At 36.3% G+C, this 15,892-nt stretch carries 13 protein-coding genes; 1 reads left to right on the top strand and 12 read right to left on the bottom strand.

Annotated elements, in window-relative coordinates:
• The first annotated feature begins 86 nt into the window (after positions 1–86).
• Positions 87–1,721, top strand: a complete 1,635-nt coding sequence (gene abc-f, locus AC3WTA_RS20795) for a ribosomal protection-like ABC-F family protein (protein ID WP_492333006.1) — start codon at positions 87–89, stop codon at positions 1,719–1,721.
• 113 nt (positions 1,722–1,834) lie between these two features.
• Here abc-f and AC3WTA_RS20790 read toward each other — a convergent pair whose 3' ends face one another.
• From AC3WTA_RS20790 to AC3WTA_RS20735, 12 genes are all read right to left on the bottom strand, one after another.
• Positions 1,835–2,146, bottom strand: coding sequence for a heavy metal-binding domain-containing protein (locus AC3WTA_RS20790; protein WP_000637523.1), 312 nt, complete (start codon positions 2,144–2,146; stop codon positions 1,835–1,837).
• A gap of 65 nt (positions 2,147–2,211) precedes the next feature.
• On the bottom strand, positions 2,212–3,927 hold the full coding sequence (locus AC3WTA_RS20785; protein WP_000944610.1) for an ABC transporter ATP-binding protein: 1,716 nt from the start codon (positions 3,925–3,927) through the stop codon (positions 2,212–2,214).
• Positions 3,928–4,157: 230 nt separating this feature from the next.
• Positions 4,158–5,342, bottom strand: coding sequence for a PDZ domain-containing protein (locus tag AC3WTA_RS20780; protein WP_000388641.1), 1,185 nt, complete (start codon positions 5,340–5,342; stop codon positions 4,158–4,160).
• A gap of 109 nt (positions 5,343–5,451) precedes the next feature.
• Entirely contained in the window at positions 5,452–6,888 is a 1,437-nt protein-coding gene (locus AC3WTA_RS20775) for a S41 family peptidase (RefSeq protein WP_000830303.1), read from the bottom strand.
• 118 nt (positions 6,889–7,006) lie between these two features.
• Positions 7,007–7,900 (bottom strand): permease-like cell division protein FtsX, encoded by an 894-nt coding sequence (gene ftsX, locus AC3WTA_RS20770; RefSeq protein WP_000645023.1) that lies wholly within the window; start codon positions 7,898–7,900, stop codon positions 7,007–7,009.
• Positions 7,890–8,576, bottom strand: coding sequence for a cell division ATP-binding protein FtsE (gene ftsE / locus AC3WTA_RS20765; RefSeq protein WP_000594325.1), 687 nt, complete (start codon positions 8,574–8,576; stop codon positions 7,890–7,892). Before ftsE ends, ftsX begins: the two co-directional genes overlap by 11 nt.
• A 314-nt stretch (positions 8,577–8,890) precedes the next feature.
• Complete coding sequence (gene cccB / locus AC3WTA_RS20760) at positions 8,891–9,214, bottom strand: cytochrome c551 (RefSeq protein WP_000727965.1); 324 nt, start codon at positions 9,212–9,214, stop codon at positions 8,891–8,893.
• A 438-nt stretch (positions 9,215–9,652) separates the two neighbouring features.
• Positions 9,653–10,751 (bottom strand): peptide chain release factor 2 gene (gene prfB, locus AC3WTA_RS20755; RefSeq protein WP_096001656.1). Its coding sequence is split into 2 segments (ribosomal slippage): positions 9,653–10,678 and positions 10,680–10,751, totalling 1,098 coding nucleotides; the frame shifts between segments, so codons are not numbered across the junction.
• Between the two features lie 144 nt (positions 10,752–10,895).
• The gene (secA, locus tag AC3WTA_RS20750; protein ID WP_000579393.1) at positions 10,896–13,403 is read right to left on the bottom strand and encodes a preprotein translocase subunit SecA; all 2,508 of its coding nucleotides are present in this window, start codon (positions 13,401–13,403) and stop codon (positions 10,896–10,898) included.
• 505 nt (positions 13,404–13,908) lie between these two features.
• Positions 13,909–14,436, bottom strand: a complete 528-nt coding sequence (locus AC3WTA_RS20745) for a hypothetical protein (RefSeq protein ID WP_033657705.1) — start codon at positions 14,434–14,436, stop codon at positions 13,909–13,911.
• Positions 14,437–14,477: 41 nt separating this feature from the next.
• The gene (locus AC3WTA_RS20740) at positions 14,478–15,116 is read right to left on the bottom strand and encodes an ATP-binding cassette domain-containing protein (RefSeq protein WP_000432939.1); all 639 of its coding nucleotides are present in this window, start codon (positions 15,114–15,116) and stop codon (positions 14,478–14,480) included.
• A gap of 3 nt (positions 15,117–15,119) precedes the next feature.
• Positions 15,120–15,884, bottom strand: a complete 765-nt coding sequence (locus AC3WTA_RS20735) for a hypothetical protein (RefSeq protein ID WP_002096202.1) — start codon at positions 15,882–15,884, stop codon at positions 15,120–15,122.
• Between the last annotated feature and the right edge of the window lie 8 nt (positions 15,885–15,892).

Genomic DNA, 15,892 nt, shown 5'->3' with positions numbered 1-15,892 from the left:
ATGTAAAAAAATCGTTTATTTATGTACGATTTTTTACATGCAAGGGCGACGTTTATCCTCTCTAGTGAAACTAGGGAGGTTTTTTTATGACTATTTTATTCGCACGCAATATTGAAAAAAGCTTTGGTGATCGTACACTATTTACGTTACCGTCACTGGAAATTCAAGCACAGGATCGTATAGGAATTGTCGGAGTCAACGGAGCTGGTAAATCTACGTTATTACAAATATTAAGTAAAGAAATAGAAGCTGACAATGGCATAGTAACTCACCATAGTTCTATCAGCATCATTCCTCAGCTTAGCGAAGAACTACCGGAAACCGCTTCTTCTCTCGCAAAAGGAAAATGGAGTATTTCAAACGTTACAGATGCAATGAGCGGTGGTGAACGAATGCGACTAAAGATTGCCCATGCTCTCGAGCAAGATGCAGGCATTTTATTCGCTGATGAACCAACAAGCCACTTAGATATGGTCGGTACAGAGCAATTAGAAAAAGCACTTTTATCTTATAAAGGAGCACTTGTTTTAATATCGCACGATCGTGAATTTTTAGATAATATATGTACAAAAATCATTGAAATTGAAGACGGCATGATTCAAGAGTATAAAGGGAATTATTCCAACTATCGAAAGCAAAAAGAACGTGAACGAATACAACAACAAGCAGAGTATGAGCAATATATACAAGAAAAAAATCGTTTAGAGCAATCAATTTCACAAAAAAAGCAACGTGCTTCTCGCATGACAAAAATCCCAACTCGGTTCAGTTCATCTGAATCTAAACTTTATAAGTTAAGCGGGGCTCATGGGCAAGAACAGGTTAGCAAGGCAGCGAAAGCATTAGAAACACGTCTCGAAAAACTAGAAAAGAAAGAAAAGCCAAAAGATCTTTCTCAGGCTCAGTTTGACGTGCAATACCATACACCCATTCATAGTAAAGTGGCAGTACAGTTCAATAAAGCAACAAAGAAAATAGGCGACCGCACACTATTTAAAAATATGAATGGAACTATTGCCCCTGGCGCAAAACTTGCTATTTTAGGTGCAAACGGAAGCGGCAAAACAACTTTGTTCAACATGCTTCTCGCAAACGAGCGTGGCATTCAGCTTTCGAAAAGTTGTAAAATTGGATACTTTGAACAAACACTATCAATTTTAAAAACAGATAAAACCATTTTAGAGAACGTTCTAGAAGAAACCAACTATACAGAAGCATTCGTTCGAACAATACTTGCACGGCTTTTATTCCGCCGTGAAGATGTTCATAAACCTGTACATGCCTTAAGTGGCGGCGAACGAATGAAGGTTGCACTCGCAAAAGTATTTTTAGGAAACTATAATATGCTTCTGCTCGATGAACCGACAAACTATTTAGACTTAGCGACGCAAGAAGAATTAGAAATTATGTTACAAGAATACCCTGGCACAATACTTTTCATTAGCCATGACCGTGCCTTTATTCGCTCTGTTGCAGACCATATTCTACAAGTAGATGAGAGTGAACCAAGAATATTCCAAGGTAATTACGAGCAATACACAAAAAGAACAACCGGGGATTCTGTAAACGTTACTGAACAAGAATTATTACGATTACAAACAAAATTAACAGAAATCATCGGCCGAATTTCCATACCAAATCATCACGATGACATCACATCTCTCGAACAAGAATACGAAACATTATTAGTTCAAATCCGAAAATGTAAAGAAACGCTCTAATGTCTTCCCTATATATCGACAAGGCCTTCCGCATTTCCCAAGAAATATTGGAACTTCGACATAGAATAGCATTAATAAAAGTAAAAAGCCGTGCATCGGCACGGCTTTTTACTTTAAATACGGACAGCAGTTCCGCTCACTGCAACCATTAGCATTCCTTCGCGAACTACTTCGTAATCCACGTCGATACCAACAATTGCATTCGCATTTTTTTGTCTTGCGAAAGTTTTCATCTCTTCCATTGCAATGTCGCGCGCTTCTTTTAATTTACTTTCATAAGCGCCCGCACGACCGCCGACAACGTCACGGACAGAGGCGAAAAGGTCACGAACGATATTCGCGCCCATAATCGCTTCTCCATTGACGATATCGATATACTCAATAATTTCTTTTCCTTGAATTGTAGACGTTGTTGTTACAATCATGCTTCATAGCCTCCCATATAAGATTTTCACTTACTTATAGTGCACTAATTCAGCAGAAATTATCTTTACGAACTGAACTGAGCTTCGTATAAACGGCTATATCCTCCGCCTTGCTCAATTAGTTCCTCATGCGAACCTTGTTCTGCAATACCATCTTTATTTACAACGACGATACGATCTGCATTTTTAATCGTTGCAAGTCTGTGAGCGATAACTAATGTTGTACGGCCGACAGATAGTTCGGCAAGTGATTTTTGAATCGCTAGTTCCGTCTCTGTATCTAATGCGGAAGTCGCTTCATCTAATATTAAAATTGGCGGGTTTTTCAAGAACATACGAGCAATCGCTAGACGTTGCTTCTGTCCACCAGAAAGTTTCACACCACGCTCACCAATAACAGTATCTAAACCGTCTGGTTGTGAGTAAATTAAGTCTTCTAACTGCGCACGTTTTACTGCCTGCCAAATTTCAGCTTCTGACGCCTTTAAGTTTCCGTAAGCGATATTTTCACGAATTGTTCCTGAGAATAAGAACACATCTTGCTGCACAATTCCAATTTGCTTACGAAGTGAAGATAACGTCATATCTTTCGTATCAATACCATCAATTTGAATCGATCCAGACGATTGTTCATAAAAACGTGGTAATAGACTACATAACGTCGTTTTTCCAGCTCCTGATGGTCCTACGAAAGCAACTGTTTCACCTGCATGTATTTTCAAACTAATATCATTTAAAATTGGTTCTTTATTTTCATATCCGAATGTAATGTTGCTATATTGAATATCACCATGTACATGTTTAACTTCCATCGCATCTTTAGAGTCTACAATATCTGGCTCTGTTTCAAGAAGCTCTACATATCTCTTAAAACCAGCGATCCCTTTCGGATAGCTTTCGATTACCGCATTAATTTTTTCAATTGGGCGGAAGAAAATATTCGTTAATAGAACGAATCCGATAAATCCACCGTACGTTAATTCACCTTGCAGAACAAACCATGTACCGCATATTAAGACGAAGAGCGTTACGAGACGCATGAGCATATAACTAATCGATGAATTTAACGCCATAATTTTATACGCCATTAATTTCGTTGTACGGAAACGAGCATTATTTACAGCAAATTGCTCTTTCTCAAACTTTTCATTTCCGAATGCTTGTACAACACGGATACCGCCAACGTTGTTCTCAATACATGCATTAAAATCAGCAACGTCTGAGAATAAACGTCTAAACGTACCTGTCATTTTTTTATTGAAGTAAAGTGCCAACCACAATAGGAATGGAATAACGAAGAACGTTAATAACGCTAACTTCCAGTTGATCATCATCATAAATGAGAATGCCCCAACTAAAGTCATAACAGCGATAAATAAATCTTCTGGCCCATGGTGAGCAATTTCCCCAATTTCCATTAAGTCGTTTGTAAGACGTGAAATTAAATGACCTGTTTTATTATTGTCAAAAAATCTGAATGATAGCTTTTGAATGTGATCAAATAATTTCTGTCTCATATCCGTTTCAATGTTAACACCAAGCATATGTCCCCAATATGTAACGACGTATTGTAAGCCTGCATTTAATATATACACTGCAAGTAAACCGAAACAAGCCCATAAAATAAGCGTCCAGTTTTGTCCTGGCAATAACTTATCAATAAATTGATTTACGATAAGCGGGAAGCCAAGTTCTAGTAACCCTGCGACAACTGCGCAAGAAAAGTCGAGTATAAATAAACCTTTATACGGTTTATAGTAAGAAAAAAATTTACGTAGCATATCTTACCTCCATTTTCCAAAATTAAAAAGACTCCCTAAATGATAACCATTATCAAATAATTATTCAAGTTATCCGTCTATGAAACTTCAAAAGAAGGTTTGCGATAGTTGTCGTTTTTTGCCGGAAAGTCGATATATTTGAATAATCGCTGATACAAATCCTATTTACTACCAATCTCACCCCCCGCAACCAAAAAGGGTATCACCACAAGGTGATACCCTTTCTTCTATTACATCGCTTCCGAATCCCACTCATGCTCCTGCTGAACAAACACAATACCTAATTCGTGATGTCCTCCGGCGTATAATGCCGTTTGAGCAAGGCGAAGCTCTCCATTTGTATCTAATACTTCTAACTTGCAAAATGCTCCTGTCGTCTTCGTTTGAAGCGCATCATAAAATTCCTCAGCACTTCTTGGAATGACTCCATTTACTTTCGTAATCACTTCTCCAGGCAGTAAATTCAGCTCTGCCCCAATTGTATTCGGGATTGTATCTAATACAACAAGTCCATCATTACGTGCAGCGAAATACGCCGGTCTTGTCTCATCCGCAATTTTTTCTTGCATGGAAATTGTGAAACGCCCAAGCATTGCGACTCCCATTGCGATAATGGCAAGTACGTGCCACCAATAACTTGCCATTCCTAAAACAAGTACAATTCCTGCTAATCCGTAGACACGTCTTCCTGTAAATAATAAGGCTTCCGTTGGTTCATAACTTCTAATCTTTCTCATAAATCCAATTAAAAATGGAACGAGGAATAGAGAATAGGTATGTGAACCGATTGAAACGACAGGCCACCATGAAATAAACTGCGTTACTGCATCACCTGGTACAAGAATAAAAATAGGCACGATCCATAAACGCTTTGATTCGTGTAAACCAATCTTTAGCCCACGCTTCCCCTTCCTAATCTTCGGCGTAGAATATCCTACTGCATTTTTAGAAATCAACAAGCCCTCTACAACGAGCATGACGCCTAGTAAAATAGCAAGAGATACAATCGTACTCTCTTCCCCTTCTCCAAGCTGTAAGAAGGAAACTGGTAGCTTAGAAGATACTAGAACGCACACAATTGCGATACTAAATGTATAAGCTGCTGATAAATATCGATACATAGCAGTTAATCCAAATAATAACGTCCAAAGTAAGATGACCCATAAGCTCGCTTTAGAAACGACAAGGCCAAGTCCAATTGTAATAATAGATACGATTAATCCGTATCCAACTCCCGCAAATAGAGATGTTCGTAGTTCAAACCAAATATCATAAACTTTAAAGGAAAAATCCTTTCGTTCTCGTAACATACGTAAGTATCCAACGAAGATACTACTTATTAAAAATACATAGACAGCAGGGTGTAAGAAAAAACGTCCAACTGCCCGCATTATTTCAAAAATCCATGCCTCCACGAACCCATTCACCACCATTTATATCATTCTTTCTTTTTATATTATCATAACTGGACAAACGTTTGTTTAACACAAAAAAATACAGGCAGCAAACTGCCTGTATTTCTTTTTATTTCGCTATTAATTTTAATGCGGACTGTAATTGTAGATCATTTTCTCCAGAACGGATTTTTTCAATAATTTTAGTTTGAATCGCCTCAGCTGTCTTTTTATCCAGCTGCCCTGTCGCTTCCATCTCATTCGCATTTTGGAATGCTTTCAGCGCTGATTCTGTCTCTTTACTAAAGTATCCATCTTCACGCCCCGGTACATATCCTAAACTCTTAAGCATTTCTTGCGCGTGTTTTACTTGCACATCATTTGAATTGTATGAAAGTGTTTTTTCAATTTGAATTGGTGTCGCATGATAATAATCCGGTTGCTTCACTTCTACTGTTGGCGCGATTCCTTTTTTATGAATCCAGTTTCCATCCGGTGTTAACCATTTAAACATCGTTAATTTAATGTTGCTGCCATCTTTAAACGGAACGGCTTGCTGAACAGTACCTTTACCAAACGTTTTTTCACCAATTAAATCGTATCCTTCTCCCTCTTTTAGCGCACCCGCTAAAATCTCTGAAGCAGAAGCACTTCCGTTATCAATTAATACTGAAATTGGATATGGCTTTTTCTCTTTCAGTTCCGTAGAGAATTTCTTTTTCTCACCATTTCGTTGCTCTACTTGTAGCATCGGCTTTTTATCCGTCATAATTTCCCCTAGTATCTCTTCTACACTATTTAAGTAGCCACCAGGATTACCACGCACGTCAATAACTAAGCCTTTTATATTTTTCTTCTCTAACTCTTTTAACTGATCCTTAAATTCTTTCGCCGTATTTTCAGCAAAAGAAGTGATTTGCATATAACCGATATCTTTTCCACTCTCTTGTTTCACAGAACTAAACACTGTGAAGATTGGAATTTTTTCACGCTTAATTTTAAATACAATCGGATCAGCTACTCCTGCACGCTTAATTTCAATCGCGACAGTCGTTCCTTTTTTACCACGAATCTTTAATACTGCTTCTTCACGTGATAAATCTTTCACACTATTTCCATCTACAGATAAAATTTGGTCATTCGGTTTAATTCCAATCTTTTCTGCCGGTGAGCCTTTAATTGGAGATACGATAATAAGCTTACCGTCCGTTTTGTTCACCTCAGCCCCGATCCCCTCTAGCTCAGGATCAAGTGATTCACTAAACTGTTTAGCCGTTTCTTTATCCATATACGTGGAATAAGGGTCCTTCAGCGTAGACAACATGCCTTGTATTGCACCTTCGACTAACTTGTCATCCTTCACGTCTTCCACATAACGTGAATCAATTAGTGCATACGCCTCATTAATTTTTGCCAAATTCCCTTGCGCGGTGCTAACGTTTCCACTCGAAATTGTTTGCGTTACTTCTGCTGGGTTAACCCCAAATAAAGACATACCTGCAAACATTCCGCCAGCACCAATTAAAAATGCAACAACCATTCCAATAATTGCAACTCTACGTTTCAATGCGGAATTCCCCTTTCCAAAACACACAGGTGGTGTAGCAAAAGGCATCACACAGTGTGTGATGCCTTTACCTATTTCTACTATATGATAAGCTTGTACGAATTATGTTTGCAACTTTTTATACTTTTAAGAAGCGACGAATTGACATTACACTTCCCCACATACCGATTAAAGCCCCGATTAACACTAGTAAACCAGCTAATTGGAATACGAAAGGACTGTATGGTAGAAGTTCGAAAATTGTTCCGCCAAGTTTTTCGTTAAACACACTTTGTAGTGAATTATACGTAACTAGAATTAGGCCAATTGGAATAATTGATCCTAATACTCCTAGGAATAATCCCTCTAATAAGAACGGCCAACGAATAAACCAGTTTGTTGCACCTACTAGTTTCATAATTTCGATTTCTGTACTACGAGCATAAATTGTAATTTTAATTGTATTAGAGATTAAGAACATCGCTGTGAATAAAAGACCTGCAATTAACGCAATCCCGATATTACGTCCTGTTTTTACAGTATCAAATAATTTTTCAACTTGGCCTTTACCATATTGAACATTACTTACAAACTGCATTTTCTCAATCTTTTTCGCGATTGTCGCTGTATCTGTTGGTTCTTTTGCTTTTACAATGAATACGTTTTTAAGTGGGTTATCTTGTTCAAATAACTCAAACGTTTTTCCGCTATCACCTAAGCTTTTAATTAAGCGTTTTAGCTCTTCTTCTTTAGATGAATATTTAATAGAGTCTACTTTTGCAACCTTACTCATATCATCTTCTAATTTCTTTTGATCAGCTTCTTTTGCTGCTGGATCAATGTGTACACGAATCTCTACATCTTGCTCTACTTTCGTCGCAAAATGGTTCATATTCATAATCGCTGTTAAAAAGACACCTACAAGTAATAATGTAACTGTTACTGCACTAACAGAAGCAAACGTCATCCATCCGTTACGTGATAGATTCTTTACACCTTCTCGCAAATGTCGACTAAGGGTCTTAGCCTTCATATCCGTATCCTCCCTCAATCTCATCTCGAACAATTTTTCCGCCTTCAATCGCGATTACACGATGACGAATTGTATTTACGATATCTGAGTTATGTGTCGCCATAACAATCGTTGTACCACGCTCGTTAATACGCGTAAAAATCTTCATAATATCAAGAGCTGTTTCAATATCTAAGTTACCTGTTGGCTCATCGGCAATTACAACCTTTGGTCTATTAACAATTGCTCTCGCAATCGCAACACGTTGCTGCTCTCCGCCCGAAAGTTCACTTGGTAGTGCGTCTGCACGATCCTCAAGACCTACAAGACCTAAAACTTCTGTTACACGCTCACGAATGGCTTCTTTTTCTTCTTCAATTACTTCTAAGGCAAACGCAACATTCTCATATACCGTTAACTTAGGTAGTAATTTAAAATCTTGGAAAATTACGCCTAATTGACGACGGAAATATGGAACATCTCTTTCTGCTAATGTTTCAATAACAAGTCCATTTACATTAATTGATCCTGTAGATGGCTTCTCTTCACGATACATCATTTTAATAAATGTAGATTTCCCGGCTCCACTCGGTCCAACTACGTATACAAACTCACCTTGTTTAATGTTAACTGTGAGACCAGCAATGGCTTTCATACCATTCGGGTACTCCTTATAAACATTCGTCATTTTTATCATTATTTATCACCCAATACTTAATGATTTTTTTCGAAATACTTTTCTGTACATCTGAAAATAAAAACTTTATTCTCACTTAACCACTCTTGTTGAAGGTAGCTTCCATTCATGCTTTTTATTAGCAGCGCTACTCTATGTAATATATTTCAGCAAAATTCTACAAACCCCATTGTAACATCAAACGGTTTCCAGTTCGGATACATTTTTGTTACAGTTATGTTACACTCCAGAAAAAGGAAACGAGTCGTCATAGTTCTTACCCAAAATCATTTTGGGATAAGATTATATAACCAACTCGTCCATTTTATCCTTTTTTATTTATGTTCAGCTAACCACTCAGCTACTTTTTTCGCATCTTCACCTTGAATGATTCCTGGTGACATAGAACCGCGACCTTTTTCAATAATCTTTTCAATCTCTGCTGCATCATATTTCTGCCCCACTTTTCGTAAATCCGGTCCAGTTGCTCCCGATAAATCTTTCGCGTGACAGCCTATACAACTTTTTTGGTAAATTTGCTCTGCGCTATCTGTGCTTGCAGATTGTTTCGAAGGCTTACTCTCTTCTTTATTTCCACATGCTCCTAAAGCAAAAACGACTGATGTTCCTAACGCAATAGCCAACAATTTCTTTTTCACTTCTATCGCTCCCCATTGTTGATATTCTTTTCATTCCTAACACACTCATTTTCATTATAAGCATTATCTTTATATAGAAAAACTAAGGTATATTTCATATTTTTCAAAAACACAGTAAGAACCCTGATAATATAAAGCTTTCATAAGTTGTTTCAATTCTGTGAACAACGTAAAAACTTCTATAAAGAATTCTTGTTGAACAGAAAATCAGAAAAGTTCTGTTAAAGTCTTACTCTATTGCCGCTCTGTTTTACTATTCTCTACTTTTTACAATACAATATACAACATTGTATGCTACATATAATCCCATCAAAAAGAGAAGTTGTCGTTTCCAACTTCTCTTCCTCTCTACTTCATCTATAGAAATAAAATCAAATTCTTTATCTCCTCGACTATCCTCAGCATACGCCAACAACTTTGTTGGCTTTTTTTCGCTTATTAGATGCGAGAACGTAAGTAAGCATCAATAAATGGATCAATTTCTCCATCCATAACCGCTTGTACGTTACCAACCTCTGTATTTGTACGGTGGTCTTTCACAAGAGAATACGGGTGGAATACGTAAGAACGAATTTGGCTACCCCATCCGATTTCTTTTTGTTCACCGCGAATTTCATCTAACTCCGCTTGTTGCTCTTCTAGTTTCTTTTGATACAATTTCGCTTTTAACATTTTCATCGCGTGCTCACGGTTTTTAATTTGTGAACGCTCTGACTGACATGTTACAACTGTGTTTGTTGGTGTATGTGTAATACGAACTGCTGAGTCTGTCGTATTAATATGCTGTCCACCTGCACCACTTGCACGGTACGTATCAACTTTTAAGTCTTCTGAACGTATTTCGATTTCAACTTCATCATTGAACTCAGGTACAACTTCACAAGATACGAACGATGTATGACGACGGCCTGAAGAATCGAATGGCGAAATACGTACAAGACGATGTACACCTTTCTCTGCCTTTAAATAACCGTAAGCGTTATGACCTTTAATTAATAAAGTAACACTCTTAATACCAGCTTCATCACCTGGTAAGTAGTCAACCGTTTCTACTTTAAACCCACGTTTTTCAGCCCAACGTGTGTACATACGTAATAACATAGAACCCCAGTCTTGTGACTCTGTTCCACCAGCACCTGGGTGTAATTCTAAAATAGCGTTATTTTTATCATAAGGATCGCTTAGTAGTAACTGAAGCTCATACTCATTCATTTCTTGAATTAAGCCTTTCACTTCAGATTCAAGTTCCTCATGTAAATCTTCATCATACTCTTCTTTTAAAAGCTCATGCGTGATTTCTAAATTTTCGAATGTCTCATCTAACTGACGGAACTTTCCAACCATCTCTTTCAGTGCATTAGCTTCGTTAATTACAGCTTGTGCGCCTTGTTGGTCATCCCAAAATCCTGCACCCATCATTGTCTCTTCTAACTCTGCAATTTGTTTCTCCTTAGTAGGAAGGTCAAAGAGACCCCCTAAAAGCCGCTAATCTCTTAGCCATTTTCTCTAATTCTTGTCTAATTTCTACTAATTCCATTTCCTTCACCTCTATGTAATTGCTGTTACTTTCTTATGAAAACAAGGGAAACTCTCTCCACTTATGACGGAGAGAGTTTAATCTTTCTTAATTATACATTTTTGATGTAAAATTTTGCAAAGTAATCTGGGCTACCGCCCTGTATTACTTCCCGATACCACAGCAGTTTTTATATTTTTTACCGCTACCACATTTACATAAATCGTTGCGGCCTACTTGGTCTCCTTTTACAACTGGTTTTTTCTTCGCTTCTTCGCCATCGCTAGATGGATGAACAGCTTCACCTTGAACAACTTCTTGACGCTCTAAGTTTTGTTCAATTTCAGCTTTCATAATGTAACGAGAGATTTCCTCTTCAATAGAAGCAATCATTGACTCGAACATTGCGAATCCTTCCATTTGATACTCACGAAGTGGATCAATTTGACCGTAAGCACGTAAATGAATACCTTCACGAAGGTGATCCATCGCATCAATATGCTCTGTCCATTTCGTATCTACTACACGGAATACAACAACTTTTTCAAACTCACGCATTTGCTCTTCTGGCAGAAGCTTTTCTTTGTCGTTGTAACGCTCTATTAGTTTCGCGATAATTGGCTCGCTCATTTCCTCTGGAGCAAGACGACGTAACTCTTCTTCTTTTATATCGCCTTCTTGCAGAAGGTTTGTATTTAAGTAGTCAACAAGACCTTTAATGTTCCAATCTTCTTCAATTTCCTCTTGTGTATGAAGCGCAACAGCACGTTCTACTGTAGATTTCATCATACCTTCAATAATACTGCGTAAGTTCTCAGAATCCATTACTTCTTGACGCTGTTTGTAAATAACTTCACGTTGCTGACGAAGTACATCATCGTACTGCAGTAACTGCTTACGTGCATCATAGTTATTTCCTTCTACACGTTTTTGTGCAGATTCTACCGCACGAGAAACCATTTTACTTTCAATCGGCTGTGAATCATCCATACCAAGACGATCCATCATCGCTTTCATATTGTCAGAACCGAAGCGGCGCATTAGTTCATCTTCCATAGACAAGTAGAACTGCGTTACACCAGGGTCCCCTTGACGACCAGCACGACCACGTAACTGATTATCAATACGACGGCTTTCGTGACGCTCTGTACCGATAACTGCTAGACCAACGTTTTTAATATCGTCTCCAAGCTTAATATCCGTACCACGACCAGCCATATTCGTCGCAATCGTTACAGCACCTTTCATACCAGCTTCTGCAATGATATCTGCTTCTCGCGCATGGTTTTTCGCGTTTAAAATGTTATGGCGTACACCTTTACGTGTTAACATTTTTGAAATAAGCTCTGACGTTTCAATTGCAACTGTACCAACAAGAATAGGTTGCCCTTGTTTATGACGATTTACAATATCCTCAACAACTGCATTGAATTTGCCTTCCATTGATTTGAAGATTAAATCAGCACGGTCATCACGAATAATATCTTTGTTCGTTGGAATTACGATAACATTCATATTGTAAATACTACGGAATTCTTCTTCTTCCGTTTTCGCTGTACCAGTCATACCAGATAACTTTTCATACATACGGAAATAGTTCTGGAACGTAATTGTTGCGAGTGTCATACTTTCATTTTGAATTTCTACGCCTTCTTTTGCTTCAATAGCTTGGTGCAAACCTTCGCTATAACGACGACCTTTCATAAGACGACCAGTGAATTGGTCTACAATTACGATTTCGCCTTCTTGTACAACATAATCTGTATCAAGGTGCATAACAACGTGTGCACGAAGTGCCTGATTAATATGGTGAAGAAGTGCGACATGTTTTAAATCGAATAAGTTTTCAATATGGAAAGCTTTCTCTGCTTTCGTAATACCATCTTCAGTTAACATTACATTTTTCGTTTTCACATCAAATGAATACTCTTTTTCATTTTCTAATGTACGAACGAATGCATTTGCAAACATGTATAACTCTGTTGATTTTTGAGCTTGTCCCGAAATAATAAGCGGCGTACGTGCTTCATCGACTAAAATAGAATCGACTTCATCGATAATAGCAAAATGAAGTGGACGCTGAACGCACTGTTCTCTATATAAAACCATGTTGTCACGTAAGTAATCGAATCCAAGCTCATTATTTGTGCTATACGTAATATCAGCAGCATAAGCCTCTTGTTTCTCTTCGCGTGACATGCTGTTTAAGTTAATTCCTACCGTTAAGCCTAGGAACTCATGAAGTTGTCCCATTTCGCTCGCATCACGTTGTGCTAAGTATTCATTGACTGTAACAACGTGAACACCTTTTCCTGTTAAAGCATTTAAATATACAGGTAATGTAGATGTTAACGTTTTACCTTCACCCGTTTTCATCTCAGAGATATTTCCTTCATGTAAGGCAATACCACCCATTAACTGCACGCCATACGGACGCATTCCAAGAACACGAGTCGCAGCTTCGCGAACAACTGCAAAAGCTTCAGGAAGTAGATCATCTACTGTCTCACCTTTTGTTAAACGTTCTTTAAATTCAAGCGTCTTTCCTTTTAATTGCTCATCTGTTAATGGCTTAATAGATGATTCTAATGCATCAATTTGCTCAACTGTCTTCTGCATACGTTTAATTTGGCGTTGATTTACATCAAATACCTTTTTTAAAATACCGATCATAGGAAATACGCTCCTCTTTTTTATTAAAATAAAACTTCCGATTGTTTTTTCTTTTTCTATTACAATCAGTCGTTATAAAAATCAAATGTATGTTATGCCAATTTTTCTCCTAATTAAAAAAACTAAAATGTATATACCTAATGATAATTGTAACACTTGTCTTATAACTATGACAACAATCGGCCGAATGTCAGGCCTTATATTCAGAAAAAGTTTTTATTTCATTTGTTACGTTTCTTTTCTCTGTCTCATTATTTCAAGTTCACGTTACAAATTTCGTATTAAATCCAAGTCATTTTCCTTTCAAAAAAAATGACTTGAATATACTCCTTAATAAAATCTAAATCGATAATTACAAAAAGCCGAAGATTTCGTCGGTGCAGCATCCATAGATACTTACACCTGCGCAAAACCTCCGACTTTAAAAGATAATATTATGTTGCAAGATATACTCAACCACGGCACCCCTAAAGCACACTTAAAATATATCTGTATCAATCATGCATTAATTTATCGGTATTTCCAATTCATGATATTTCCCTTTCTTATCCTTCATAAAAGAAATGAATTTCACTTTAGTTGATTCATTTGAAAAGTTTTTATAATTTTTATAAAGGTCATCTCCTATAAAATAATTTGTCCCTATATATCCTCTTACTGTTTTACCAGCAGGTATTACAGGTTCAAACTGATATTTTTCAGGTAATTCCATTGAATAAGGAATCAAATTATAAAACTCGCCTATTTTAGAATAAAACATTGTACTGGAAATAGACTTATTACTAAGCAAATTAATATCCCGATTCGTTGTATTTGTAATATCTAAAGGTAACACATACGTCATTACTTCACGGTCTTCATAAGGATCATAAACTTTTGTAGGATCAAGAGGATCAAGTGCATGAAACGTAACTCCTTGTCTATCTTCAAAAGTTCTATTAGGTAAAAATTCATCTTTTACCACTTTATAAGATTCATTATTTAGATTTAATGTTTTAAATCTAAATAAACTAGCAAATATACATAGCAACACACACAACCCAATAATTATTAAGATATGTTTTTTTGTCACTCTTAATCTACCAACTTTCCATTATTAACATGTACAATACGATCTACTATTTCATTATCTAGAACATGCACATCATGACTAGCTACTATAATAGTCGTTCCCTTAGATTTTTCTACTTTCAAAATATCTAAAACATCTTTTATCCCATCAATATCTAAAGCATTAGTTGGCTCGTCTAATAGCAATAATTTTGGTTGTTCCATTAAAGCTTGCGCTATCCCTAAACGTTGTTTCATACCTAAAGAGTATCTTTTATACTTTCTCTTATCTGTTTTATCAAGTCCAACCCTTTGAATAATATTATAAATTTCCTCATCAGAAATTTTATTGTTAATCGATGATAAAAATTTCAAGTTCTGAAAACCAGTATACCCTGTAATAAAACTTGGATATTCAATCAATATTCCCATAGAATCAGGAAATTGCTTTTGTTTTCCAATCATTTCATTATCTACATAAACAACTCCAGAATTCAAACGCATTAACCCTGATATAGCGCGTAAAATCATCGTTTTACCAGAGCCATTATGCCCCTTCAAAACTAAAAATTCGCCTTTTTTTACTGACAAACTAATATTATCTAACACAATATTTCCTTTTAATCTTTTCGTCATACATTCACATTTAATATAATTTTCCATAAATTATTCACCTATCACATCTAGTTTTTTAAAACAAAAACTACCTAATAAAATCATTACAACAACAATTACTACTCCTATTAAAAGTAAATCATTCCATTGAATAGATTGATTATTACCTAAAGTCAATTGAATTGAACTGTGATCAACAAAATACCAACGATTTGGCATAACAAAAGAACCTAAAAAATAAATACTATGAAAGAAAATAGAAAAAAATAGGTACATCAACATCAGTATAAAAACAATAGTTATTGGTATATAAAGCGTTAAAAACTCAAAAATTAAAGCTAATAAAAAGCTTAGAATTATTTGAATTAGCATAGTACCTACTATCTTATAAGAAAATTGACTATATACATTTGAAAAATAATGCTCGCCAAAAGTAAGCAAATAATAAACAGTAAACCAAATCAAATACATAACAATCCAAATAGTAATTATGTAAAAAAACAAAGATAGTATTTTCGTTAACCAAAGAAAATGCTTCTTCTTAACACGAGGAAACAAATAAACACCATTCTGTTGAATATCTGAAAAAGCAAACTTCCCTACTAGCAACAAAGGAACAATTTGAAAGAATATCCAATAAAAAGGGATAGAAAATCGCCCCTCCTTATAAAAATAAGATAAATCTACAAAGTCTACTCCATGAAAAAATCGATAAAAGGTAACATCTAACAATGAGGGTTCTTTACCATTACTAAGAGGCTGATTGTATAAAAAAGTAACTACAATCATAGCGTAAATTAAGAATAAAAAAACCATTATCTTGA

The organism is Bacillus sp. EB106-07-01-XG149 (assembly GCF_058791555.1).
Note: the sequence above shows the minus strand (reverse complement) of the source record. Positions and strands in the feature narration are given on the sequence as shown.